We start from the raw sequence: 23,593 nt of genomic DNA, 5'->3' as shown, positions 1-23,593 counted from the left end.
CGTTAGAGAAGACTTGGGTTTCGCTTAATTACCTGATATAACGAAATAACTGCAGTTTTTTTAAGGTATAACAAGGATGCATATTTTAAATATCGAATCATTTTTGATTACGATAACGATTTTAACTTTGACCCCAGGATTAGATACCGCGGTGGTTATTCGTAATACTAGCCGCTCGGGTATGAAAGATGGTTGTGTGACCAGTTTTGGTATTTGTTTAGGTTTGTTTGTGCACGCCACTTTTTCTGCTATTGGTATTTCGGCGATTTTGCTTCACTCAGCCGAAGCCTTTCAAGCGATGAAATGGATAGGTGCGGCGTATCTCATTTATCTTGGTGTAAATGGTCTGCGAGCGACCTTCAAAGGCAATAGTAGTTTAGCGATTAATGAAGCAAAACACGCTGATTTTAAAGTAATGAAATCTTTAAGAGAAGGATTTCTATCTAATGTACTAAACCCTAAAACAGCGGTGTTCTATTTAGCCTTTTTACCACAGTTTATCGATCCTGCTTACTCGCCTTTGTTGCAGTCATTAGTAATGGCAATGATTCATTTTGTTATAGCTATGGTATGGCAATGTGGTCTCGCGGGGGCGATTAATTTTGCTAAACGCCTGGTGCAAAATGGTTCTGTGATGACATGGATGGAGGGGATTACCGGTGCGGTATTGATAGCGCTTGGTATTAAGTTATTGCTAGAAGAACCACCAGTGCCGAAAATATAGCATTTTACAGGTATATTAGTTCGGTAAATGCTTTCTTTTTTAGACAACTAGCTTTTAGACAGTTAGCTTTTAGACAACTCGTTGCTAGACAATAGCGAACAATAAGCCCGCGAATTTTCGCGGGCTTATTGATTTTTACGGACTTATTGATTTTTAGAGGCTGATCAATGTCAGTAAATTTATTTGTGTTAACGGTTAAGTACGGCTTTACCTTCGCCTTTAACTAATCTATTAAAATACTTATTGGTTTCATCCACTACAATATGACGTAAGGCAATTAAACCAATTAGATTTGGCACCGCCATTAATCCATTAACAATATCGGCAATGATCCAAATCATATCCAGTTTCAAGAATGCACCAGATGCTACCAATAGCAGAAAAATAATTTTGTAAGGTAATACGGCTTTGGTTCCTATCAAAAAGACAACGCAACGTTCACCATAATAGTTCCAACCAAGAATAGTGGTGAAAGCAAAAAACATTAAACCAATAGAGACTAGCATTGGCCCCAATGTTTCCGAATGTAGACCAACAGCAAAAGCGTGGGTGGTCATCTCTGCGCCAGCGTAATCACTCTGCCAAGCACCAGTTAAAATCAACGCTAAGCCAGTCATTGTACAAATTATAATGGTATCGAAAAACGTGCCAGTCATGGATATAAGACCTTGGCGGACGCAAGAATCTGTTTTGGCTGCTGCTGCTGCCATTGGAGCGCTACCCAAACCTGATTCATTGGAAAACACACCCCGCGCGATACCAGATTGAATTGCCAACATCATGCCCGCACCTAAGAAGCCGCCAGTTGCCGCTGTTTTACTAAAGGCGGATACAATCACCAACTCTATTGCCGAAAACAGTTGGTCAGCATTAGAAATTAATACCGACAAGCAAGCGAGAACATAGAATACGGCCATAGTAGGAACCACTCGTCCCGCTACTTTGGCAATTGACTTGATTCCGCCAATAGTGACCACCGCAACCAATAAAGTTAACACAACCGCTGATATGTCTCTTGAAATACCGAACGAAAGCCGAGAAGCATCCAATATGGCGTTTACCTGCGGGAATGTGCCAATACCAAAACACGCTACGCCAAGAGCGAAAATAGCAAAAAGGGTTGCGAGCAGTTTTGAACCGACACCGTACTGAAGATAGTACATTGGGCCACCAACCATTTGGCCTTTGTCGTCTATTTTACGATACTTAACCGCCAGTAGGCATTCCGCATATTTAGTTGCCATGCCAAACAAAGCGGCCAACCACATCCAAAACAGTGCGCCAGGGCCGCCCAGTTTGATTGCCGTTGCAACACCGACTATATTGCCCGTCCCGATTGTTGCTGATAATGCGGTACACAATGCCGCAAAACTGGATACATCACCTTGCGCTTTTTTGTTGTCAGAGCGACTGAAAACTAACTTTAAAGCGGTAGGAAGATGTTTAAATTGGATCAAATCTAAGCGAAAAGTGAAATATGCTCCGGTACCAACCAGTAAAATTAAAAGTGGTGGTCCCCAAACAAAACTGTCGACGGTTTGTAATGTAGCTTGAATGTTACTCATGGTTCCCCTTAATAAAATAATAAATTATCAAGAGAAGAGGGAAGGTTGCGCTAAGGCGCTCATGTTACGTTTGTAATAATTACTTCTGTTACAAGCGTTTACTACAAGGATCGTTTACAACAAAGGACCGCTTACTAAGAAGGCAGTCACTTTATGATGGATGCACAAGATACCTATAAATACACTTTCCACTCCTCTGTCCTTTTGCCTGAGAGTTTCACCTGATTACGATAATCAGATTTGCTCCTTCGGCGGCCGAATATAGTCTTTCAACTGAGCATATCGGCTCTCTCCAGAGGTTCCTCCAACGACAGTCCTTGCAATAAACCACGGCTGTATTCGCGTTACATATTGCACCTGAAAGATTTACTTCTTCGGTGGGGTGATTTAACTAATTATTAACAAATAATTAGCGTTATACCCTCTCTCCTGACGTCTTCATCGGAACAAATACCTGAATTATTCTATTATTCAAGTATTCTGCGCTTGAATAATACCGGACATTTAAATGGTTGTCAGCAGCGAGATATTTGATTGCGCAAATTTCAATCGCTGAGTGGCTAATTAGTGAAAAAACAACGTAAAACTTATCAGAAGATGCTATATATAAAAGAAAATAGGAGGCCGTATGACCAGAATTGTCGCGATAGCAGCTTTTATTCTACTTGCCGTTGTTCTGATTCGTTATAGAACAAACAAGAAGGTGCAGTATGGAGTGGTACTTACATTTTTGATTGGATTGGCCACCTATATCAGCCTACTTGTAATAAGTGAATTGGTTAGGTAACAAGGAGAGAAAGGAGAGTGAATCAACCTATGAATTCTTCAGATCAAGATGATGAAGTTGTTGTTATTGAAGAGCGAGATAAGCGAACCTTAATTTATATCGGTATTGCTGCTGTTTTAGGCATTGCCGTTGGCGGTTTATTCGGGTCGGTAGTAACGGAGAATAAATGGCAACCAGCCTATCAGGCGTTGCAAGAAAAAGTTGATCAGGTGACTAAACTGCATACAGATGTAGTGAATAAAAAACAGCAAGCCGCGGAAGATAAATCTCAGGATGTGGAGAGTGAAATTCAGCGCAGAGTGAAAATGCAAGTGGATTCTATTGCTTTGCAAAGTGAACAAGAGCAACAAAAATTGCAAGCGATGATTATTGAGTTAGAAAAAGTGAATGACGAGTTTGAATCGCAGATTCAATCTCAAGCCGAACAGATTACTGACAAGCAGAAGATAATCGCTGAATTAGAACAACAAATCGCTATGCAAACTAATATATTCCAACGCTCACGGGAGTTATTTCAAAGAGAGTTGCTGATTAAGCAAGATTTAGATCGACTGCAAAAAGAACGAGATACCCTAGAGCCAAAAGTGTCACGTTATAAAAAACAGTGCGATATTTACTTAGAAGGGACGTCTTTTGATGCAAATTCATCTGCTTGTGATAAACAAGACGAAGCAAATTCGACCCTTTCTCAGCTTGATCAAATGATAGAAATTAATAAGTTGGATCTAAGAGAGATAGAAAATATTGCCAGTAATATTGGTTTATAACGCTTGTGTCCTATTTGGCATAATATTTTAGCGCGAGGTAAGCCAGTAATCCCCAAGCGATAAATTGCATCCATAACAATTGCCATTGCTGATTAACAACAGAAAATTCGGCTCCCATTTGATTGACCTTGAGCAAAGCCTGTATTGCCGGCGTGCAAGGTATTAAGTTGGAGAGCCAAATTATTGGGCTAGGAATGCTTTCCAAAGGCCAAATAAACCCTGCACTAAAAACCAAAGGCATAGAACAGACTAATACCACAACAGTAACCAGTTCTCTGCGTGGTAATAGAGCGCCAAGTACGATCCCTATAAAACTACTGGTGAACAAGAAGGGCAGTAACAGTGTGAGTAATATTACTGGTTGTGCAAGTCGATGAATGGAATAAAAATCGAAACTAAAACCAAAATAGTACATGGCTAGAAAATAATAAATGAAGACAAAAATCGCTGATCGAATCACAGTCAATTTTAAAGGCGGAATTTTTGTCCAATAACCACGGCCATGTTTCTGTGTACCACCCAATATACCCACACCCATGATTAACGTTTGTTGCAATATCAGTACAAATACCGCAGGCACTACGTAATTAACATAGCCTATTTCTGGATTAAAGGTCGGTTTCATATTGACGATGGAAGAAGCATAGTGGTGAGTGGCATTCACCATCGGTTCGCCTTCGATAAGCAGGCGATTAATTGTCGCTTTGGCTGCTAAGGTTCCACTCGCACTGGCTAATCCTTGAACTATAGTACCGTAGACCAAGAAATAGGACGCATCTCCGGCAAAAGAAAGCGTCGGGCTTTTACCTAATAATAAATCTTTATAAAAATGCTCTGGAATGACTAAAATACCGTTTACATCGCCATTTAAAAACTGTTGTTTCGCTTCGGATATTGAATGGGCTCGTTCAATTAGTTGTATTTGTGGTGTGGCGTCAACCATCCTTTCTAATTGAAGGCTAGTCAAGCTGTTATCTAGATTCACCACTGTGACTTTTTGCTCTTGTGGCGTTTGATTAGCGTAAGGTAGAGGGTATAAAAATGAATAAAAAACCACTCCTCCAAATATGGTGAGCAATATTACTGGATTAGTGAAAATCGCTTTTAATTCATTTTTCAGCAGATCAAGGTAACTCATGATGTCACCTCCAGTTTAGCTTGATGTTTTTTACACAATAGATACGTTAATGCCAATGGAATGAGATAACCTAATAAGCCAGTTGAGATGGTGTTTATTGCATCCCATGAAGTGACGCCGTAACTAGATTGACCAATTTGCACTTCAATATAATGACTGATGGGCAGACATGAACGCCAGATTGATGCTAAATAATTCATATCAGAAACTGGAAAGGTGACACCCATAAAGGCAAAACTTGGTGCCGTAAATGCGCCGGCAAAGCTCATCGCTCGTGCCGGATCAAGCGTTAGAAAAAAGAAAAAACAACCCATTATCACACAAGCAATTATCGTCAGTAGCTGCGCATATATCAGTGGAAATAAGGTGCCTTCAAAAGGCCATTGAAATCCTAAGTAGAACCAGGTTAAAAAGCCAAATCCAAACAATGAAAATACAGGGACATAAAAAGCAGTGATTCGACATACCTGTCGCATTGGTGACGACCCTAACATAGCTTTTAGGCCGTATATTCGATGATTGGCAGTTAAAGCCAGTATGGTTGAAACAATAATCACTATCTGCCAAAGTGCAGGAATAATAGCGCTCACCAGAAATTGGGCATAATTAGAATTTTTATTGAACAAAGGCGTGATTTGACTCTGAATCGTTACCGTTTTTCCTGTTGCAGCAGCAATAGTGCCTGTCCCTTTAGCTAGCTGTTTGGTTACACCAATTTGAGCGTTAAATGTGGCATGAGCTTGAGCTATTGCTGAGTTGATTAATTTACCAATAAGAATGTATTGGCTATTATAAAACACCGTTACTTGCGGTAGTTTGTTCAAGTAGATATCGCGGCTATAATTGGTAGGAATGACCGCATAGGCATAAATATCGCCAGCCACGAGTGCTTGTTTAGCTTGCTGGACGCTTTGATAAACATGCGTAACTTTAAGTGATGGCGTGGCATCAAATTGTCGGATTACATTGCGAGATAAATTGCTGTCTTCGAGGTTAACCACCGCAATAGATAAATCACGAGCAATACCTTGCGAAAAAATCCACCATATTGATAAAGCAAGTAAAATAGGGATCCATGTAATCGAGGATAATAACCATTTATCATTGCGCAATACATGCCATTGAGACAGCTTACTCGTAACATTGATATGTCGAGCTTTGTCTTGCAAATCTAACGATCTGTGTTGAAAATCGTCTGCCATATTATTCTTCTACGTCTAATGTGACAGAAACACTCATGCCCACCCTGAGGTTGTCAATTTTTTCTATTGGTTTTGCTTCCACTTCAAAGGTCCTTAAATCGAAGCCCTGTGAGGAATCGGTTGAACGCCAAGTCGCAAAATTACCCATTACAGAAATATGAGTTACTTCAAATTCAACGTCTGAATCTAGTGCGGGTAGGTAAGCAGCAAAGCGAGAACCTTTATTGAAGTGTTTTAATCTGTCTTCTCTAATATTGAACACCGCCCACGCATCATTCATATCAATCACCGTCACTACCGGGAAACCTTGAGGCGCTAATTCTCCGCTATGGAGAAGGACCTGTGACACTTCACCGTTAAACCAACTATTTATTTTGGTGTCTTTGGCATAAGCCTCGACTTCAGCAACGGCTCCGGCAGCCATGCGTTCTTTTTCATTGGCTGCTTGTTTTGTTTCTTGTCTCGCGCCTTCTTTGGCCATTTGATACATTTGATAAGCGGCGCTTTGACTATATTTGGCAGCTTGCCATTGAGTCATGGCTTCATCTCGTTTTTGTTCAGCAACCACGCCGTCATTAAAAAGGTTATCCACTCGTTGAAAGGTTTTCTCAGCTAAAGAAGCCGCGGTTTTGGCTTTTTGCCATTGATCTTTCGCCGCGGCAATTTGTTGACTTCTGGCACCATTCTCAGCTTGAAGAGCCAGTGCTCCAGCGGCTTTTTGTCCTGCAAGAGCTTGATCTAGTTTCGCTGTTATTTCAGGGCTGTACAAAGTGAAAATAGGGTCACCTATTGAGATAGTTTCGCCTTTTTCCACCATAACTTCATCAATACGGCCAGCAACTTTAGACGATATACTGTATTGCTGCGCTTCTATTTGACCTTGAATTTGTACCGGTTTAGGTTGATAGGCATGATAAAAACTCAGACCAATCCAAGAACAGATACCGACAGCAGCGATTGTGATGATGATGGGTTTAACGACTTTCATTGTTTTACCTCTGATTTTACCGTCTGTGATGGATTGGATGAATATTGGTTAAAGGTTTTCATTTCACTACTCAATGCTAAAAGTTTATTCAATGAAATGAGATAATTAAAGCTAGCAACTTGTTGCTGTGTTCGTACACTGGCGACATATAATTCTGCGTCAACCACTTCTAAAGAGGTGGCAAGTCCCTGATTAAATGCTTTCGTTCTTAAGCGTAAATTTTCTTTTGCTAAGGTTAAACTAGAGTTAAGCCCTTTAACTTCATCAATAGCTTGTTCTGCTTCAAAATAGGTCTTTTCGACCAATACCGTTAAATCTCGTTTGGCTTGTTGTCGAAGATGGTTGACCTGCAATTTGGCACTCTGTGCGGCTTGAATTGATTCTGAACGGCCATTGTTATCCAATAATGGGACGTTAACACCGACACCAACTAACCAATCAGGTGCAAGTTGTGATGCTAAACTGTCATCTTCGTACAAAGTGTAATTACCATATAAATAAACCTGTGGGTAATAACGCCCGCGTTCTGCCGATATCAATTGGCTAGCTTGCTTGTCTTTGGCCTCTAGTATAGATAAACCCGGATAGGTGGTTAGCGTTTGAGTGATAAACGCATTTAGAGGAGGTAATTTATCGTTGATAAATAGCGTGGTTTTTGGCAAAACAGCTTGATCTTGATTTAGGATTTTCGTTAACGCGGAGATAGCAATTTCGACGTCTTTTTGTGATTTTTTTCTATCGACTATCGCCTTATCTAATGATGCTTCTGCTTGCAGCCGTTCCACTCGAGCTATTTGACCTTGTTGTTCTAATTTAATCGCAAAATCGCGATGTTTAGTGAGTCCTTTCTCGACCGATATCTTGGTTTGTAAAACATCTTTGGCCAGCACGACACCAAAATAATATTTTGCTAGATCGTCATATTGCGCTTGCGTTTCCATAGCCAACTGCGCAACGGCTTGGTCAGTTTGTCCCGATGCGATTGCTTGTGCCGCATCTATTCTGCCACCAGTAAAGATAGGCCAGATGGCACGGATAGATGAATTAAACAGATCTTTTTCTGTCACGGTGGAGGTTATACCCGCTAAAAGCGAACTTAAGCCAGTAGACGCTAATAATGCCGTACCTGTTGAATTAAGGCTATCTGCTAATTGTTCTCCTGTAACGGTAACATCATCATCTAATCTTGTATAATTAGCCCCTAAAGTAATGGAGGGTAAATTTAGAGCAGATTTCGCTTTTTCTAGTTGCTGATAACGATCAACATTGGCTCGTTGTGCTGCGATAGCACTATTTTCTGTTTGCAGTAATCCCCAAGCATCTTCAAAACTGATTTCGCCAGCAACGCTTGTCGAACTAACGAGACTCGAGGTAGAAAATACAACAGATGCAAATAGAAATGTGATCTTGCTTTTGTAATTCATAGCAAAACAACCTTAGGATAATAAAAATAGAGCATATACTCTAGGTTAAATCGTTTCAACACGATCGGGTTAAAACTTTACTAACCTTATAAATTGTTTTTAATTAACAAGGTGCGAATCGGTCAGGGGAATTACATCACGCTGTTGTCACCACAGCTAAATGCAATGGTTTGACTGATTTCTGTAAAGCTTCGTCCAGATTGCTGTTGCCACTCAACAAAGGCTGAGTTAGTCGCCGTCATTGCTCTTTTTGTCGTTCGACCTGAATCAATAATTCCAGTGTTACGTAGGTAAGCCTCTACATCTGAAGACAAAATAAAGGTATCCACACCCATTTGGCGTAAAGTATAAGGGCCAGTATTTCCGCCAAGTCGAGAGCCATGTTTTTTCAAATAAAGCCACAGACCAATCATATCCTCATTTGGCCAGTCAGCAACCATGCTGGCAAACGAAGGGTGCTCATATCGAGCCGATAGGATCATCTGCGCGTTCGTGGCAATTGACATTACCTTGGTTAAGTGACGGATAATTTTGGGGTCTTTAGCTTTTTGTTCCCACTGCTCTTCTGACAACATCAGTAGTGAGGGGATATGAAATTCAAAAAATGTTTGTTCAAAATTCGGCCATTTATTCCTTACCACACGCCAAGATATACCACATTGAAATACTTTCATGGTGAACGCGGACAGCCATCTATCATCTGTAATTTGCAGTAATTGTTGTTTTGCTAAAGGTCGATTTAATAGAGATTCAAGTGCTTGTTCGCCACCTTTACGCTCGGCTGCTCGTTGATAAATTGAAGCAAATTTTTCCATTTTATACTCGTGCTTGTAGACCATGGTTGGTTTCATTGGTGAAGCATCATTGTAGATCGCTTGCTGGATTTTTAGAACTGGTATCACAACAAGATTAGGTTTGTCTGAATATTCACTCTCTCTGATTGACTACCTATCTAGTTTGTTACGATGATTGAAAGGTTAGACATTAGTCTACATTGTCGACAATTAACTTGAAGCGATCGGCCTTTATCCGTTATTTTAGCGTTTATTAAATAATATTGTTAACAATGAAGGTTTTTGTGAATCAGGTTATCGACAAAGTAGTCGCTACAAATGACAAAGAAAATACCAAGTCAGAGAATCTGACCGAGTACCTAATTGAAGCTATTGTGACCGGTGATATAGAGTCAGGTGCAAAAATATCCGAACCTGAACTAGCCAAACGTTTTGGTGTCAGTCGAGGTCCGTTACGTGAAGCGATTATGCGGGTAGAAGGGCTAGGTTTAATAGAACGCATCCCACATGTGGGGGCTCGGGTTATTTCGTTTTCTCAACATCATTTATCAGAGTTATACGCAGTAAGAGAAGCGCTAGAAGGCATGGCAGCACGTTTGGCAGCGCGTCATATCAGTGAACCAGAGCTGGTTGCGCTTCAACAGTTATTGTCGAAACACTCGCAACATATAGATGAAGTGGAAGGGCGGTCATATTTTCAACAGCAAGGTGACTTCGATTTTCATTACCGAATTATTAAAGCCAGCCGCAACACAAAATTAATCGCTTTATTGTGTGATGAATTATATCACTTGCTACGCATGTATCGCGCGCAATCTCCTCGATCCCACTCTCGACCAGAGAAAGCGTTAGAAGAACATAAATTTATTTTGCAAGCGATACAAAACCGTGACGAAGAGTTAGCTGAAATGTTAATGAGACGACATATCTCAGGTAGCCGATTGCTTATTGAGCAACAAATGAAATCTGTAAAGGAGACAAAATGATGAGTCTAAGCCAAGGTGCTAAATTTCGATTAGCGGTTAAAGAAAATAACCCATTACAAATCGTAGGAACAATCAATCCATACTGCGCAATGATGGCCAAAAACATTGGGCATCAAGCGATATATCTGTCTGGTGGAGGGATCGCAAACGCTTCTTACGGTTTGCCCGATCTCGGTATTACCACTTTAAATGACGTTTTAGTGGATGTAGAGCGCATAACTAATGCGTGTGATCTTCCATTGATGGTGGATATTGATACCGGCTTTGGCGGCGCATTTAATATTGCAAGAACCATTAAAGCAATGGAAAAAGCCGGTGCTGCCGCAGTACACATGGAAGATCAAGTCGCGCAAAAGCGCTGTGGCCATCGACCGAACAAAGCTATTGTTAGCCAAAATGAAATGGCCGATAGGATAAAAGCAGCCGTCGATGCGCGACTTAACCCCGATTTTGTCATTATGGCAAGAACCGATGCTTTAGCAGTAGAAGGCATTGATGCCGCAATTGAACGCTCTATTGCTTGTGTTGAAGCGGGAGCCGATATGATTTTTCCTGAAGCCATGACTGAGTTAGAGCAGTATAAGACTTTCTCGGCTGCATTGGCGTCAGCGACCGGAAAGCATGTACCTATATTGGCTAATATTACTGAGTTTGGTCAAACGCCACTTTACAGTGGTGATGAATTAGCTCAAGCCAATGTGGATATGGTTCTTTATCCATTAAGTGCTTTTCGTGCCATGAATAAAGCGGCAGAAATGGTTTACCAACATCTATTAGCTGAGGGTAACCAACAAGCAATGGTAACGCATATGCAAACACGAAAAGAACTGTATTCCCACCTTAATTATCACGACTACGAAAACAAACTCGATCAACTGTTTTCGCAAGAATAACGTAGCAACGGGTTAATGGATTTTTATGCTTTCTATCGTAACTGCATTAATACTACTTGTTATAACACAATACAAAACAGCAATATTTTTTACAAAACATAATAAAAAATAATTACAAACAATAAAAAAACCTACAAATAAAACATTGAAAATAACGTGAATCAATCAAAGCGACCGACCAGGTAGCGGATGAAATAAGGAAAGGAGAACCTCATGTCAGATAAAAAAATAGGCGGAGCGGGACTACGAGGGCAAAGCGCAGGAACAACCTCACTTTGTACTGTTGGACAGTCTGGAACAGGGCTAACTTATCGAGGTTACGACATTACCGACCTCGCAGAGCATGCACAATTTGAAGAAGTCGCCCATTTATTGCTACAAGGTCACTTACCAAATCAAGCCGAATTGGACAAATATAAGGCTCGCCTGATTGGTTTAAGAGGTTTACCCAATGAACTAAAACAAGCCTTAGAATTGATTCCTAAAAGCGCTCATCCAATGGATGTAATGCGTACCGGATGCTCTATGTTGGGGAATCTAGAACAGGAAATGGATTTCAGTCAGCAACAAGCGAGCACAGAAAGACTACTTGCTCTGTTTCCGGCGATGATTTGTTATTGGTATCGCTTTAGCCATGACGGCGTGCGGATTGATACCAACGACACGTCTGAAGACACAATCGGCGGCTACTTCTTAAAAATGTTGACTGACAAAGCGCCAACGGATCTGCACAAACAAGTCATGCATTGCTCACTAACTGTTTATGCAGAACACGAATTTAATGCGTCTACTTTCGCTGCACGGGTTTGTGCTTCAACATTATCTGACTTGCATTCTTGTATTAGTGCGGCAGTAGGGACATTGCGTGGACCACTTCATGGCGGCGCAAATGAAGCGGCAATGGAAATGATAGAGGGATGGACGTCGCCCGATCAAGCGGAACAAGAGCTTTTGGTGATGCTGAAGAAAAAACAAAAAATAATGGGTTTTGGTCATGCGGTTTATCAAGATTGCGATCCTAGAAACGCCTTAATTAAAAAATGGTCACAAGCCCTTTCTAAAGCGGTAGGTGATACACATTTGTATGCGGTTTCTGAGCGTGTGGAGGCGGTAATGAAACGAGAAAAAGGTCTATTTTGTAATGCCGACTTTTTTCATGCATCTGCTTATCATTTCTTAGATATTCCGACCAAATTATTTACGCCTATATTTGTAATGAGTCGTCTAACGGGCTGGGCCGCACATGTTTACGAGCAGCGTGACAATAATCGGATCATTCGCCCAAGTGCAGATTACGATGGTCCTGAGCATCAGCAATGGTTGCCAATAGAACAAAGAAATTAGTTGTCGGTAAGTTGGATCGAGTAGTAGAGGAAGTGAATAGATGAATAGTCAATTTAGAAAATGCTTGCCCGGCACGCAAGTTGAATATTATGACGCACAACAAGCGGTAGATAATCTAGTTGAGGGCGCTTACGCAACCTTACCTTATACCTCTCGTGTGTTAGCTGAAAATTTGGTAAGACGATGTAATCCTGACGATTTAGACGCGGCATTGTTGCAACTTATACAGCGTAAAAAGGACTTAGATTTTCCTTGGTATCCCGCCAGAGTCGTTTGTCACGATATATTGGGTCAAACCGCATTGGTGGATCTAGCCGGGTTGCGTGATGCTATTGCGGAGCAAGGCGGTGACCCAGCAAAAGTGAATCCTGTAGTTGAAACTCAATTAATCGTCGATCATTCTCTCGCGGTGGAGCACGCTGGTTTTGATAACGATGCGTTTGATAAAAATAGAGCGATTGAAGACAGAAGAAATCAAGATAGATTTCATTTTATTGAATGGTGCAAAACTGCATTTGAAAATGTAAATGTGATTCCAGCAGGCAATGGCATCATGCATCAAATTAATTTAGAGAAAATGTCGCCGGTTATTCAAGTTAAAAATGGAGTAGCTTTCCCCGATACGTGTGTCGGGACCGACAGTCACACACCACATGTTGATTCGCTCGGGGTTATCGCAATTGGTGTTGGTGGTTTAGAAGCAGAGACGGTTATGTTAGGGCGTCCATCTATGATGAGACTTCCCGATATTGTCGGAGTGAAATTAACGGGTACTCGTCAGCCAGGAATTACCGCTACAGATATTGTGCTGGCGATTACTGAGTTTTTACGCGCGCAAAAAGTCGTGTCAGCATACCTGGAGTTTTATGGCGAAGGGGCGAAAGGACTCACCATTGGAGATAGGGCCACAATTTCTAATATGACACCAGAATATGGTGCCTCCGCAGGGATGTTTTATATTGATGAACAAACCATAAATTATTTAAAGTTAACCGGTCGTGACGATAAACAGATCGCTTTAGTAGAGCAGTATGCTAAGCAGACTGGTTTATGGGCAGATGCATTGCAACAGGCACAATATGAGCGCGTACTTGAATTCGATTTATCAGCAGTTCATCGCAATATGGCAGGTCCATCAAATCCTCATCGTCGATTACCAACATCCGAACTAACACAGCGTGGCATAGCTAAAGCGTGGAGTAAGCAAGAAGGCGAACTACCTGATGGTGCAGTGATTATCGCGGCAATTACCTCGTGTACTAATACCAGTAACCCGAGAAATGTTATTGCCGCTGGGCTATTAGCTAAAAAGGCCAATCAACTAGGTTTAATCCGTCAACCGTGGGTCAAAACCTCTTTTGCACCAGGTTCTAAAGTCGCCAAATTGTATCTACAAGAATCTGGATTATTACCAGAACTAGAAAAACTCGGCTTTGGTATCGTCGGCTATGCGTGTACAACCTGTAATGGAATGAGTGGCGCATTGGACCCCGCGATTCAGCAAGAAATAATCGCAAGAGACTTATATTCCACCGCAGTATTATCAGGGAATCGAAATTTTGATGGACGAATTCACCCTTACGCTAAACAAGCATTTTTAGCTTCTCCGCCACTGGTGGTAGCTTACGCGTTAGCTGGCACCATTCGGTTTGATATAGAAAAAGATGCGATTGGCACCAATAGTGACGGAGAAGCCATCTATTTAGATGATTTATGGCCAACCGATCAAGAAATAGATGATGTTGTGGAACAATTTGTTAAGCCTGAACAGTTTAATCAAGTCTATATTCAAATGTTCAAAATGACTGACCAGTCAGAAAAGAGCCAACCATTGTACGATTGGCGTGAACAGAGCACTTACATACGTCGTCCTCCATATTGGCAAGGCGCACTTGCTGGCAAGCGAACACTTTCTGCAATGCGACCTTTAGCCATATTACCCGACAACATTACCACCGACCATTTATCACCGTCGAATGCGATATTAGCCTCAAGTGCGGCTGGTGAATATTTAACCAAAATGGGTGTGCCAGAAGAGGACTTCAACTCCTATGCGACACACCGTGGGGATCATCTTACCGCTCAACGAGCGACGTTTGCTAATCCGAAACTATTTAACGAAATGGTGACAGAAAACGGAGCGGTGCGGCAAGGTTCGTTTGCCCGAATAGAACCGGAAGGTAAAGTGACTCGAATGTGGGAAGCGATTGAAACTTACATGCAACGTAAACAACCTTTGCTCATTATCGCAGGTGCGGATTATGGACAAGGTTCGTCGCGAGATTGGGCAGCAAAAGGCGTACGTTTGGCAGGTGTCGAAGTGATTGTTGCCGAAGGTTTTGAGCGGATACACCGTACAAACTTAGTCGGAATGGGGGTTTTACCGCTAGAATTTAAGCCAGGTGATAATCGACATTCACTACAATTGGATGGAACAGAATTGTACGACGTTGTTGGAGAGATCAGACCTGAAGGTGACCTTACCTTAATCGTAACAAGGCAAAATGGCCAAAAAGATCACGTCACGGTTACCTGTCGTTTAAATACCGAAGATGAACTTTCGGTATATAACGCAGGCGGTGTTTTACAACGTTTTGCTCAAGACTTTTTAGCTTAAAAAGGGGAATCGTGATGAATAATGGCACCTCTGAACAAATTAATAATAATTGCGTTGGCGTAACACATTTAGCGTCTGAGCAAACCAACCATGGCCAAATTAAAATTCCAGCTACCTATATGCGAGGAGGAACGAGTAAAGGTGTGTTCTTCAATTTACAAGATTTACCTCCAGCAGCTCAGCAACAGGGGGAGATAAGAGATCGTCTATTACTGCGTGTTATCGGCAGTCCAGATCCTTATGCCAAACAAATTGATGGCATGGGTGGAGCAACGTCAAGCACCAGTAAAACGGTAATTGTAAGTAAGAGTAGTCAACCTGATCACGATGTAGATTATTTGTTCGGCCAAGTTTCTATTGATAAACCTTTTGTCGATTGGAGTGGAAATTGCGGTAATTTGTCGGCTGCGGTCGGGCCGTTTGCCATACACAGTGGTTTAGTAGACCAATCAAGAATCCCACATAATGGTGTTGCTGTAGTACGAGTTTGGCAAGTTAATATTCAGAAAACGATTGTAGTACACGTCCCAATTCGTAATGGATGCGTGCAAGAAACAGGTGAATTTGAGTTAGATGGCGTAACATTTCCCGCGGCTGAAATTCAAGTCGATTTTGTTAACCCATCGGCAGGAACAGGGGGTATGTTTCCAACCGGAAATTTAATTGACGAATTATTTGTTCCCGGTATAGGCATCCTCAAAGTCACTATGATTAATGCAGGTATTGCCACAATTTTTATTGATGCGTCTGCTATTGGTTATCAAGGCACCGAACAACAAGATGACATAAATAATGATGCTACAGCATTGCAGTTATTTGAGAAGATTCGAGCCTATGGCGCAATGAAAATGGGTTTGATAGAGACACTTGAACAAGCCGAAACCCGAGCGCACACGCCTAAAGTTGCCTTTGTTTCTGCGCCCAAAGATTATACGTGTTCAAGTGGTAAAATCGTTAGCGCACAACAGATTGATTTAGTCGTTAGAGCACTTTCAATGGGTAAATTACATCATGCCATGATGGGAACCGCCGCGGTAGCCATTGCAGCAGCAGCCTGTGTGCCAAATACGCTAGTTAATATCGCCTCAGGTGGTGGAGAAAAAAATACTGTTACGTTTGGTCACCCATCAGGTACGTTAAAAGTAGGGGCGCACGCTCAACAAAAACAAGGCCAGTGGGTGATTGAAAAAGCAGTGATGAGTCGCAGTGCAAGAATACTAATGGAAGGTTGGGTCAGAGTGCCTGTCGAAACCATTGATACGATCAGTACCAGCAATACTACCAATATCAGTAATACTACCAATATTAACAACTAAATTTAGACACGTTGGAGGAAGCAATATGTCTGCTTATTTTGAAGAATATCAATGGGCTAAAACCCAACCTGAAGACTTTTGGCAAGTACAATCTCAGAATATTGACTGGTTTGAAGCGCCAAAAACAATATTGGAGCAAGATCAAAACGGAATTGAACGCTGGTTTCCAGATGGGGTGATGAATACCGCATGGCTGGCCTTGGATTACCATTGTCAACAGGGCCGAGGTGATAACATTGCGCTGATTTACGATTCACCCGTAACACTAACCAAACGCAAATACAGCTATAATCAGCTACGTGATCAGGTTGCAAAAGTCGCCGGTATGCTGGCCGATAATGGGGTAACTAAAGGTGACCGAGTCGTTATCTATATGCCAATGATCCCAGAAGCTGCGATGGCGATGTTAGCGTGTGCGCGTTTAGGCGCTATTCATTCGGTGGTATTTGGTGGATTTGCGCCGAATGAACTTGCGGTACGAATTGAAGATGCCGAACCCAAAGTTGTTATGACCGCTTCTTGTGGAATAGAAATATCAAAAATAATCCCATACAAGCCACTAATTGACCAAGCAATTATGGACAGTCGTTGGAAACCAGACAAAGTATTGGTTTTTCAGCGTAAAGAACAACTGGCGGAGTTGAATAATAAACGAGATGTCGACTGGATAACGGCGGTGGCTAAGGCGAACAAACACGATTGTGTTGCAGTGAGAGCAACCGATCCACTGTATATTTTGTACACATCAGGAACTACAGGCAAACCTAAAGGTGTCGTGCGTGATAATGGCGGTCATGCAGTGGCAATGAAATACAGTATGAAAACCATTTATAATATGCCACAAGATGGGGTTTTTTGGGCTGCGTCTGATGTGGGATGGGTAGTTGGCCATTCCTATATTGTTTATGCGCCACTGATTCATGGTTGTACTACCATTTTATTTGAAGGTAAGCCGGTTCGAACTCCCGATCCTGGCGCGTTCTGGCGTGTATGTGATGAATATAAAGTGAAGGTTTTGTTTTCTGCACCAACTGCATTTAGAGCGATTAAAAAAGAAGATCCTGATGCGTGTTTATTGGCGAAGTATGATTTATCTCAGCTTGATACTATTTTTATGGCGGGAGAGCGTTTAGACCCTCCAACGTTAGATTGGGTGATAGAAAAAACCGAAAAACCGGTAATTGATCATTGGTGGCAAACTGAAACAGGTTGGGCGATAGCGAGTAATCCTACCGGATTAGAAATGATGGAAGTTAAACCAGGCTCTGCGACTGTAGCGGTTCCAGGCTACAATGTGGTGGTGTTAAATGAAGTAGGTGAACTCGTGCCGCCTAATCAACAAGGGTTTGTCGCGTTAAAGCGTCCACTCCCTCCTGGAACATTGCCTACGGTTTGGCGCAATCATGATAGATTTGAAAGTGGTTACTTGAGTCAATTCGATGGCTACTATATTTCTGGTGATGGAGGCTATGTAGATCAAGATGGCTACCTGTTTATTATGGGAAGAATCGATGATGTTATCAATGTAGCCGGACATAGGTTATCGACTGGTGAAATGGAAGAAATTGTCGGCGCGCATCCAGCGGTCGCAGAATGTGCCGTTATTGGTGTCCATGATGAACTCAAAGGCCAACTGCCCTTAGGGTTGGTTGTGCTCAAAGATGGTGTCAAAATGGATGAATTGGTTTTGCAAGGTGAACTGATTGGTAAAGTTCGTACAGAAATAGGTGCCGTTGCGTGTTTTAAACATGCGTTAGTGGTGGACCGACTACCTAAAACTCGCTCGGGAAAGATTCTGCGTCGCATTATCCGTCAAATTGCTGATGGTGAGTCATATACCGTACCTTCTACTATTGATGATCCAAGTAGTTTAACTGAAATGGAACGAGTGCTTCATCATGATTAATATTAAATTTTCGGAAAATTAGTCACGTAATTGAATCGCTACAATATCGATGACCGATATTACCAGATCAGGCAAAGACGCTTATTAATGAGCGTCTTTGCTTTTTTATTTTGGTCTCATCGCTATTTTTATCTTAGAATGGTGGTTGTTTAGTTTAATTTTTTTTGCTGTGATTTATTTTGAAATGATTGTTGGTATAGTGGTGTTAAATTCCAGTGAATCAATATCTTATTATAGGGTTTAATTTTGACTTCTGTTTTAATCCGTGCCGCGTGTTTAGACGATCTTGAACAACTTAACCGCTTGATGTTCGAGTTGCACGATTTTCACCATCAGAGTTATCCCAGTGATATAAAAACCGCTGAAGAGATTGAACAGCAGAAATCGATTAGTCGCTATTTAGATGACCCAGAATGTTTAGTTTATGTTGCGATAAACCAACAGACAGATGAAGTGCTGGGCTTTGTTACTGGTCATTTTTGTGAATTGGTGTCGGTAATCAGCAAGCCTCTCTTAATGGGCAGTGTTGATGAGCTTTTTGTGTCAACCAAATATAGAAAGCAAAAAATAGCAGAACAATTAATGCAACGAATCGAGCTTATCTTTGAACAATACGGTGTTAAAAAAGTATTCGTTGAGGTTTGGGACTTTAATCAACCCGCAAAAGCCTTTTACCAAAAAGCAGGTTTTGATCATCATATCCATTGGATGTGTAAATCAATAGCCCGCTGATAGGGCCGTAACTAGTGAGTAACTTTGAGTTGATTAAATCCAAGTTACTTAAACTTGGATTCGTTTATCTTGATGACAAATACCGAGCGAGTCATTTAGTTACTTTAGCTACTTAGTATTGAGTATGAATTTTTCTATCACTTGTGCCACACCAGATTCATCATGAGTAGCCGTAATATAGTCAGCTAGTGCTTTTGTTTGTTCAGTGGCATTACCCATCGCGACACCTAATCCGGAATATTCAATCATATGATGGTCATTTTCGGCGTCACCCATACTGATTACTTCGCTTGAGTCTATGCCTAAATGCTTAGCGACGGCCGCCACACCAACTCCTTTATTGCTCTGTTTATGCAGAAACTCCAAAAAGATAGAAGCACTGCGTACAATCGTGTATTCATTATAGAGATTAGACCCAAGTAGTGGGGTAATCACATCAAGTTTTTCTGGTGAATCAGCGAACATCGCTTTAACAATTTCATCCTCATCTTCTAACTGTGAAAAATCGAATTCTTGAGCAGTGATGCCATTTATATCTGATTCATGCTGCGTATATTGATTATGTTTGGGGGTAATTAAGCCATGCTTAATACTAAACGCATGCATGTTGACCCCCAACTCTCGAGCAAGTTGAGCGACTTTTTTTGCATCTTTACCAGTCACAATTTGACTGTGTACCATACCAAGATCAGACACTCTGTGTACATATGAACCATTGGAGGAAACCACAAAGTCTTTGTCGGTGGTCAGTTCAAGTTCTTGCAATTTTTCTTGCATGCCTGCTAATGGTCGCCCAGAAGCGAGGATCACTGTTACACCTAGCGCACGAGCTTGCGCAATTGCTTGTTTATTTCTTTGAGTGATCTGCTTTTCACTGTTTAACAGTGTTCCATCCATATCTAGCGCAACTAATTTATACATACTTAACCTTAAGGTAACAAAAAACAGTCATTTGGATAAAGAATACACTAGTTCTAAACCCGCTTAAATATAAGTTCTATTTGGCGTCAAATTTAAGGTCCTAGTTATTTTAAATATCACTAGTAATTGACCTGATATATAGAGTCAATTAATGTCGTTGCATTAATTAGGCTTGGGGATAATAAATGAAAAAAGCAGTTGTGGTGTTTAGTGGCGGACAAGACTCGACTACTTGTTTAGTCAAAGCTCTAAAAGAGTTTGATCAAGTGCACACTATTACTTTTGATTATGGTCAAAGGCATAAATTAGAAGTTGAGATTGCTCAAAAACTGGCTAAAAAATTGGGTGTTGTTGCCCACAAAGTAATGGATGTGACTTTGTTAAATGAACTAGCGATTAGTTCACTGACTCGCGATGATATTGCTGTTTCAGACGAGCTGCAATCTAACGGATTACCTAACTCATTTGTTCCTGGACGTAATATCCTGTTTCTTACTTTAGCTGCAATATATGCTTATCAGATCGGTGCGAAAGTTATCATTACTGGGGTCTGTGAAACTGACTTTTCAGGTTATCCGGATTGCCGTGATGACTTTGTCAAATCACTGAATACTGCTCTGACTAAAGGAATGGATTGGGAGCTAAAAATTGAAACGCCTCTAATGTGGTTGAATAAAGCCGAAACATGGGCCTTAGCTGATCAATACAACTCACTACAATTAATTAAAGAGCAAACGTTGACTTGTTACAATGGTGTGATTGGGGACGGTTGTGGTGAATGTCCATCGTGTAAGTTACGACAAGCAGGATTAGATGAATATCTCGCTAATCAATTAGAGATCGTTGCTAATTTGAGAGAAAAACAGGCGTAAATTGTCACTTAACACCTAACGTTAGAAAATTCTGTTCGTTGAAAAAAGTTGTAAGAAAATGTAAGTTAAAAGCCCAGTTATGGGCTTTCTCATTTAAAATTTTGGGCTATTTTATAGGTATAATTTGGCTAATTCAGAAGGTTCCATTTCCTTACCTTCTAGGTTGTCATTCCAATTCGTTCCTACGAGTACACCGTCCTCAGCTAAGGTAACTAACCAATCTTCTACAAATACATCTAACGGAATTTCACAAATTTCAAATTCGGCCCATTCTTCGACATTATGAGTAGCCGCATCTTCTCTACTGGACCAAAATGGCATGACTTCGCTGTTTTCAAATTCTGATGAATCACACGCGAGCCAATCTTCATCGTTATTTCTCAACCCCCAAACTATTTGATTTTTTCGTGTGTCTTCAACAAACAATTGTAAGTTAAAAGAGGTATCAGATGTTAGTTTTGTCATGTCATTTTCTCAGTGTTTTTAGTAGGTAGAGATTATCACCTTTAGCTATATAAAATAATACTTTTTTATTCAGAAAATTGTATAGCATGATATACTGTTAAATAATAAGCAAACGTTTAACAAAATTACAAAAACATGAACTGATTTAAAAAATCATCCAATCCATCATGTGGCTTATTCTTTTGATAAATAAAGAAAATTAGCTAAACCATTCCAAGGTAACAGTGTTAGGGAACCTAAGTATGACTGAACAAATATTAACTCAAAATGCCGTAGTGACATCGATTGTTGGTGACGCGATTTTGATTCGCCCAGGAGCAGCAGCACAAAACGTCCAATCTGGTATGCAGTTATTAGCGAATGATATTTTACTTACTCCTGACAACGCTGAAGTCATTGTGCAGATAAATGGTCAGCTTGTTATTGTTGATAAAAATTGCGTATCTTGCCTCGCTCCAGAAAATTATGGTGAAGGCACAGATAAGCCATTAGTTGTCGGCCCAGTAGGTGCCGAGTTGACGGTAGATACTAATGCCGTTGACAACCAACAGTTATCATTTGAAGGCGATGATATTGCCGCAATACAACAAGCTATTTTAGATGGGGTCGACCCGACACTTGCGTTAGAAGCTGCTGCGGCAGGTGGACCAGGTGTAACGAGTGCATTGGGTGGGTTCGGTACTATTGATTATACTTACGCTGAATTACTTGCCTCTACTTACTTTCAAACTCAGGGTTTTAATAACACAGAAACAGAAGAAGATGAAGATAGAAACTTACTTCTTCCCGGCCAAGGTGGTGAAAACGCCAGCGTATTGCTAACGGAAGGTGATATTGGTTCTGCAACAGGGGTTTCTTCTTCGGTAATTACTACTGTGGTTGAAGCTGGTACCCGGCCGCTTGACCCAACAACTTTTGGATTTGAGCCAGAACAACTGGCAGCGGTATTAGCAGAACTTAACAATGAAATTACCTCATCTGGAGAAGCGGTAGAATTCCGTTTTGATGAAGAGAGTAACAGTATTATAGGTGTTCAAGGTGATGTCACTGTTGTCACCATCACTTTGGACATTAATTCTGTTGGCTCTAATGTTGAACTTTCGCTAACAACAACGTTAGAACAGCCTATTGACCACAATGTTTCTCAAGGAAATACTGGGCTAGTAAGATTTGCCGACGATACATTATCAATCGATTTATCGATTCAAGGTCAAGATGTAAACGGAAATGATCTAGTTAACCCTGTCATATTAACACCAGTTATCGTTGATGGCTCAAATCAAGCAGCAATCGATGTCGATATAGAATATACAGAAACAACCGACTTGAGTATCGATAATCCCGCAACTTTCGAAGGTGCAGTATTTGATATTGGCTCTGATTATCTTGAAAGCGTAACGTTTGACGCGAGCATCTTAGACCTTTTCAGCGACGTTTCTAGTAATAATAATGAGTTAATCGCGGTATTATCAGATGATGGAACGACACTAACTGTCTATGTTGATGGCGATCCCGATAATGTTGTATTAGACGCGAGCATTAATCTTGATGGGACTTACCTGATTAATCAATATCAATCAATTGAACAAGTAGATGGGAATAATGATCAAATACTATTTGATTTACCCGTCACCTCTACGGATTTTGACGGTGACGTTGTAACAGGAACAATCTCCTATACCATCAACGATGGACAAAACGCGAGTGTTGTTAATAATGATACAAGCGTTGTACTTACAGAAACAACGACTTTAGTTGATAACCCGATTAGTAGTACATCTAGTCCACATTTCGAAGCTGGTACCGATGTAATCGAGAGTGTTGAATGGGTAATATCAGCAGAAACTAAAATATTACTCGATAATCTAACCACCAATGATAAGCCCACTTCTTGGTCTTTATCAGATGATGGTAAAACGATCACGGTAGTACGTGAAAGTGACGGTAAAGAAGTTCTTAGTCTGACTATTGACGATTTAACAGGACAATATACAGTCACTCAGTCACTGCCAATCGATCAAGATGTGGAAGCGACAGACGGCGACGCCGATGGAAGCGCCGAGTCAATAAGCTTAAGTGATCTGAACTTAACGTTAAAAGCGACCGATTCCGATGGCGATGAAACCCTCGCTAACACAACTGTTTCTGTACT

General features: G+C 41.0%; 20 protein-coding genes and 1 riboswitch. Of the genes, 12 read left to right on the top strand and 8 right to left on the bottom strand.

The features are described from left to right. Positions 1–76 precede the first annotated feature (76 nt). Positions 77–724: a LysE family translocator gene (locus R3X26_RS00100; RefSeq protein WP_317715088.1), complete on the top strand. Its 648-nt coding sequence runs from the start codon at positions 77–79 to the stop codon at positions 722–724. A 188-nt stretch (positions 725–912) separates the two neighbouring features. Here the strand turns inward: R3X26_RS00100 and R3X26_RS00095 are convergent, their stop codons facing one another. After that, on the bottom strand, positions 913–2,289 hold the full coding sequence (locus tag R3X26_RS00095; RefSeq protein WP_317715087.1) for a sodium:alanine symporter family protein: 1,377 nt from the start codon (positions 2,287–2,289) through the stop codon (positions 913–915). A 186-nt stretch (positions 2,290–2,475) separates the two neighbouring features. Next, positions 2,476–2,595, bottom strand: a riboswitch (glycine riboswitch). 322 nt (positions 2,596–2,917) lie between these two features. On the opposite strand from R3X26_RS00095, the gene R3X26_RS00090 reads away from it, so the two are divergent. After that, on the top strand, positions 2,918–3,076 hold the full coding sequence (locus tag R3X26_RS00090; RefSeq protein WP_317715086.1) for a hypothetical protein: 159 nt from the start codon (positions 2,918–2,920) through the stop codon (positions 3,074–3,076). 29 nt (positions 3,077–3,105) lie between these two features. Next, positions 3,106–3,843 carry a chromosome partitioning protein ParA gene (locus tag R3X26_RS00085; RefSeq protein ID WP_317715085.1) on the top strand — a complete coding sequence of 246 codons (738 nt, stop codon included), beginning with the start codon at positions 3,106–3,108 and terminating at the stop codon, positions 3,841–3,843. 10 nt (positions 3,844–3,853) lie between these two features. Here the strand turns inward: R3X26_RS00085 and R3X26_RS00080 are convergent, their stop codons facing one another. The 5 genes from R3X26_RS00080 to R3X26_RS00060 form a co-directional block, all read right to left on the bottom strand. Further along, positions 3,854–4,981, bottom strand: coding sequence for an ABC transporter permease (locus tag R3X26_RS00080; RefSeq protein ID WP_317715084.1), 1,128 nt, complete (start codon positions 4,979–4,981; stop codon positions 3,854–3,856). Continuing rightward, complete coding sequence (locus R3X26_RS00075) at positions 4,978–6,183, bottom strand: ABC transporter permease (RefSeq protein WP_317715083.1); 1,206 nt, start codon at positions 6,181–6,183, stop codon at positions 4,978–4,980. The genes R3X26_RS00080 and R3X26_RS00075 overlap by 4 nt, the downstream gene beginning before the upstream one ends. 1 nt (position 6,184) lies before the next feature. Continuing rightward, on the bottom strand, positions 6,185–7,171 hold the full coding sequence (locus R3X26_RS00070; RefSeq protein WP_317715082.1) for an HlyD family secretion protein: 987 nt from the start codon (positions 7,169–7,171) through the stop codon (positions 6,185–6,187). Continuing rightward, positions 7,168–8,595 (bottom strand): TolC family protein, encoded by a 1,428-nt coding sequence (locus tag R3X26_RS00065; RefSeq protein ID WP_317715081.1) that lies wholly within the window; start codon positions 8,593–8,595, stop codon positions 7,168–7,170. The genes R3X26_RS00070 and R3X26_RS00065 overlap by 4 nt, the downstream gene beginning before the upstream one ends. Before the next feature lie 131 nt (positions 8,596–8,726). Further along, the gene (locus R3X26_RS00060) at positions 8,727–9,410 is read right to left on the bottom strand and encodes a DNA-3-methyladenine glycosylase I (protein ID WP_317715080.1); all 684 of its coding nucleotides are present in this window, start codon (positions 9,408–9,410) and stop codon (positions 8,727–8,729) included. 263 nt (positions 9,411–9,673) lie between these two features. Between R3X26_RS00060 and R3X26_RS00055 the strand changes: the two genes are divergently transcribed. The 7 genes from R3X26_RS00055 to R3X26_RS00025 all read left to right on the top strand — a co-directional run bounded on the left by R3X26_RS00055 (position 9,674) and on the right by R3X26_RS00025 (position 19,183). Beyond that, a complete protein-coding gene (locus tag R3X26_RS00055; RefSeq protein ID WP_411572368.1) occupies positions 9,674–10,375 on the top strand; it encodes a GntR family transcriptional regulator in 702 nt (233 codons plus the stop codon). After that, positions 10,375–11,268, top strand: a complete 894-nt coding sequence (gene prpB, locus R3X26_RS00050; protein WP_317715523.1) for a methylisocitrate lyase — start codon at positions 10,375–10,377, stop codon at positions 11,266–11,268. Before R3X26_RS00055 ends, prpB begins: the two co-directional genes overlap by 1 nt. 213 nt (positions 11,269–11,481) lie before the next feature. Further along, positions 11,482–12,612 (top strand): 2-methylcitrate synthase, encoded by a 1,131-nt coding sequence (gene prpC, locus R3X26_RS00045; protein WP_317715078.1) that lies wholly within the window; start codon positions 11,482–11,484, stop codon positions 12,610–12,612. A gap of 40 nt (positions 12,613–12,652) precedes the next feature. Next, positions 12,653–15,229: a Fe/S-dependent 2-methylisocitrate dehydratase AcnD gene (gene acnD / locus R3X26_RS00040; RefSeq protein WP_317715077.1), complete on the top strand. Its 2,577-nt coding sequence runs from the start codon at positions 12,653–12,655 to the stop codon at positions 15,227–15,229. A gap of 14 nt (positions 15,230–15,243) precedes the next feature. Continuing rightward, a complete protein-coding gene (prpF, locus tag R3X26_RS00035; protein ID WP_317715076.1) occupies positions 15,244–16,545 on the top strand; it encodes a 2-methylaconitate cis-trans isomerase PrpF in 1,302 nt (433 codons plus the stop codon). Between the two features lie 25 nt (positions 16,546–16,570). Beyond that, complete coding sequence (locus R3X26_RS00030) at positions 16,571–18,451, top strand: propionyl-CoA synthetase (protein WP_317715075.1); 1,881 nt, start codon at positions 16,571–16,573, stop codon at positions 18,449–18,451. Positions 18,452–18,697: 246 nt separating this feature from the next. Next, positions 18,698–19,183 (top strand): GNAT family N-acetyltransferase, encoded by a 486-nt coding sequence (locus R3X26_RS00025; RefSeq protein ID WP_317715074.1) that lies wholly within the window; start codon positions 18,698–18,700, stop codon positions 19,181–19,183. A 108-nt stretch (positions 19,184–19,291) separates the two neighbouring features. Here R3X26_RS00025 and R3X26_RS00020 read toward each other — a convergent pair whose 3' ends face one another. Next, positions 19,292–20,104, bottom strand: a complete 813-nt coding sequence (locus R3X26_RS00020; RefSeq protein ID WP_317715073.1) for a Cof-type HAD-IIB family hydrolase — start codon at positions 20,102–20,104, stop codon at positions 19,292–19,294. A 185-nt stretch (positions 20,105–20,289) separates the two neighbouring features. Here R3X26_RS00020 and queC point away from each other — a divergent pair, with 185 nt between their 5' ends. Further along, on the top strand, positions 20,290–20,976 hold the full coding sequence (queC, locus tag R3X26_RS00015) for a 7-cyano-7-deazaguanine synthase QueC (RefSeq protein WP_317715072.1): 687 nt from the start codon (positions 20,290–20,292) through the stop codon (positions 20,974–20,976). Between the two features lie 111 nt (positions 20,977–21,087). On the opposite strand, the gene R3X26_RS00010 is transcribed toward queC, so the two are convergent. Further along, on the bottom strand, positions 21,088–21,441 hold the full coding sequence (locus tag R3X26_RS00010) for a DUF2750 domain-containing protein (RefSeq protein ID WP_317715071.1): 354 nt from the start codon (positions 21,439–21,441) through the stop codon (positions 21,088–21,090). A gap of 242 nt (positions 21,442–21,683) precedes the next feature. Here R3X26_RS00010 and R3X26_RS00005 point away from each other — a divergent pair. After that, positions 21,684–23,593, top strand: a 1,910-nt coding sequence (locus tag R3X26_RS00005; RefSeq protein WP_317715070.1) for a retention module-containing protein, incomplete at its 3' end; no start/stop codon positions are given.

It is taken from the genome of Vibrio sp. TH_r3 (assembly GCF_033101115.1).
Taxonomy (GTDB): Bacteria; Pseudomonadota; Gammaproteobacteria; order Enterobacterales; family Vibrionaceae; genus Vibrio.
This window is presented reverse-complemented; position numbering and strand designations above follow the sequence as displayed.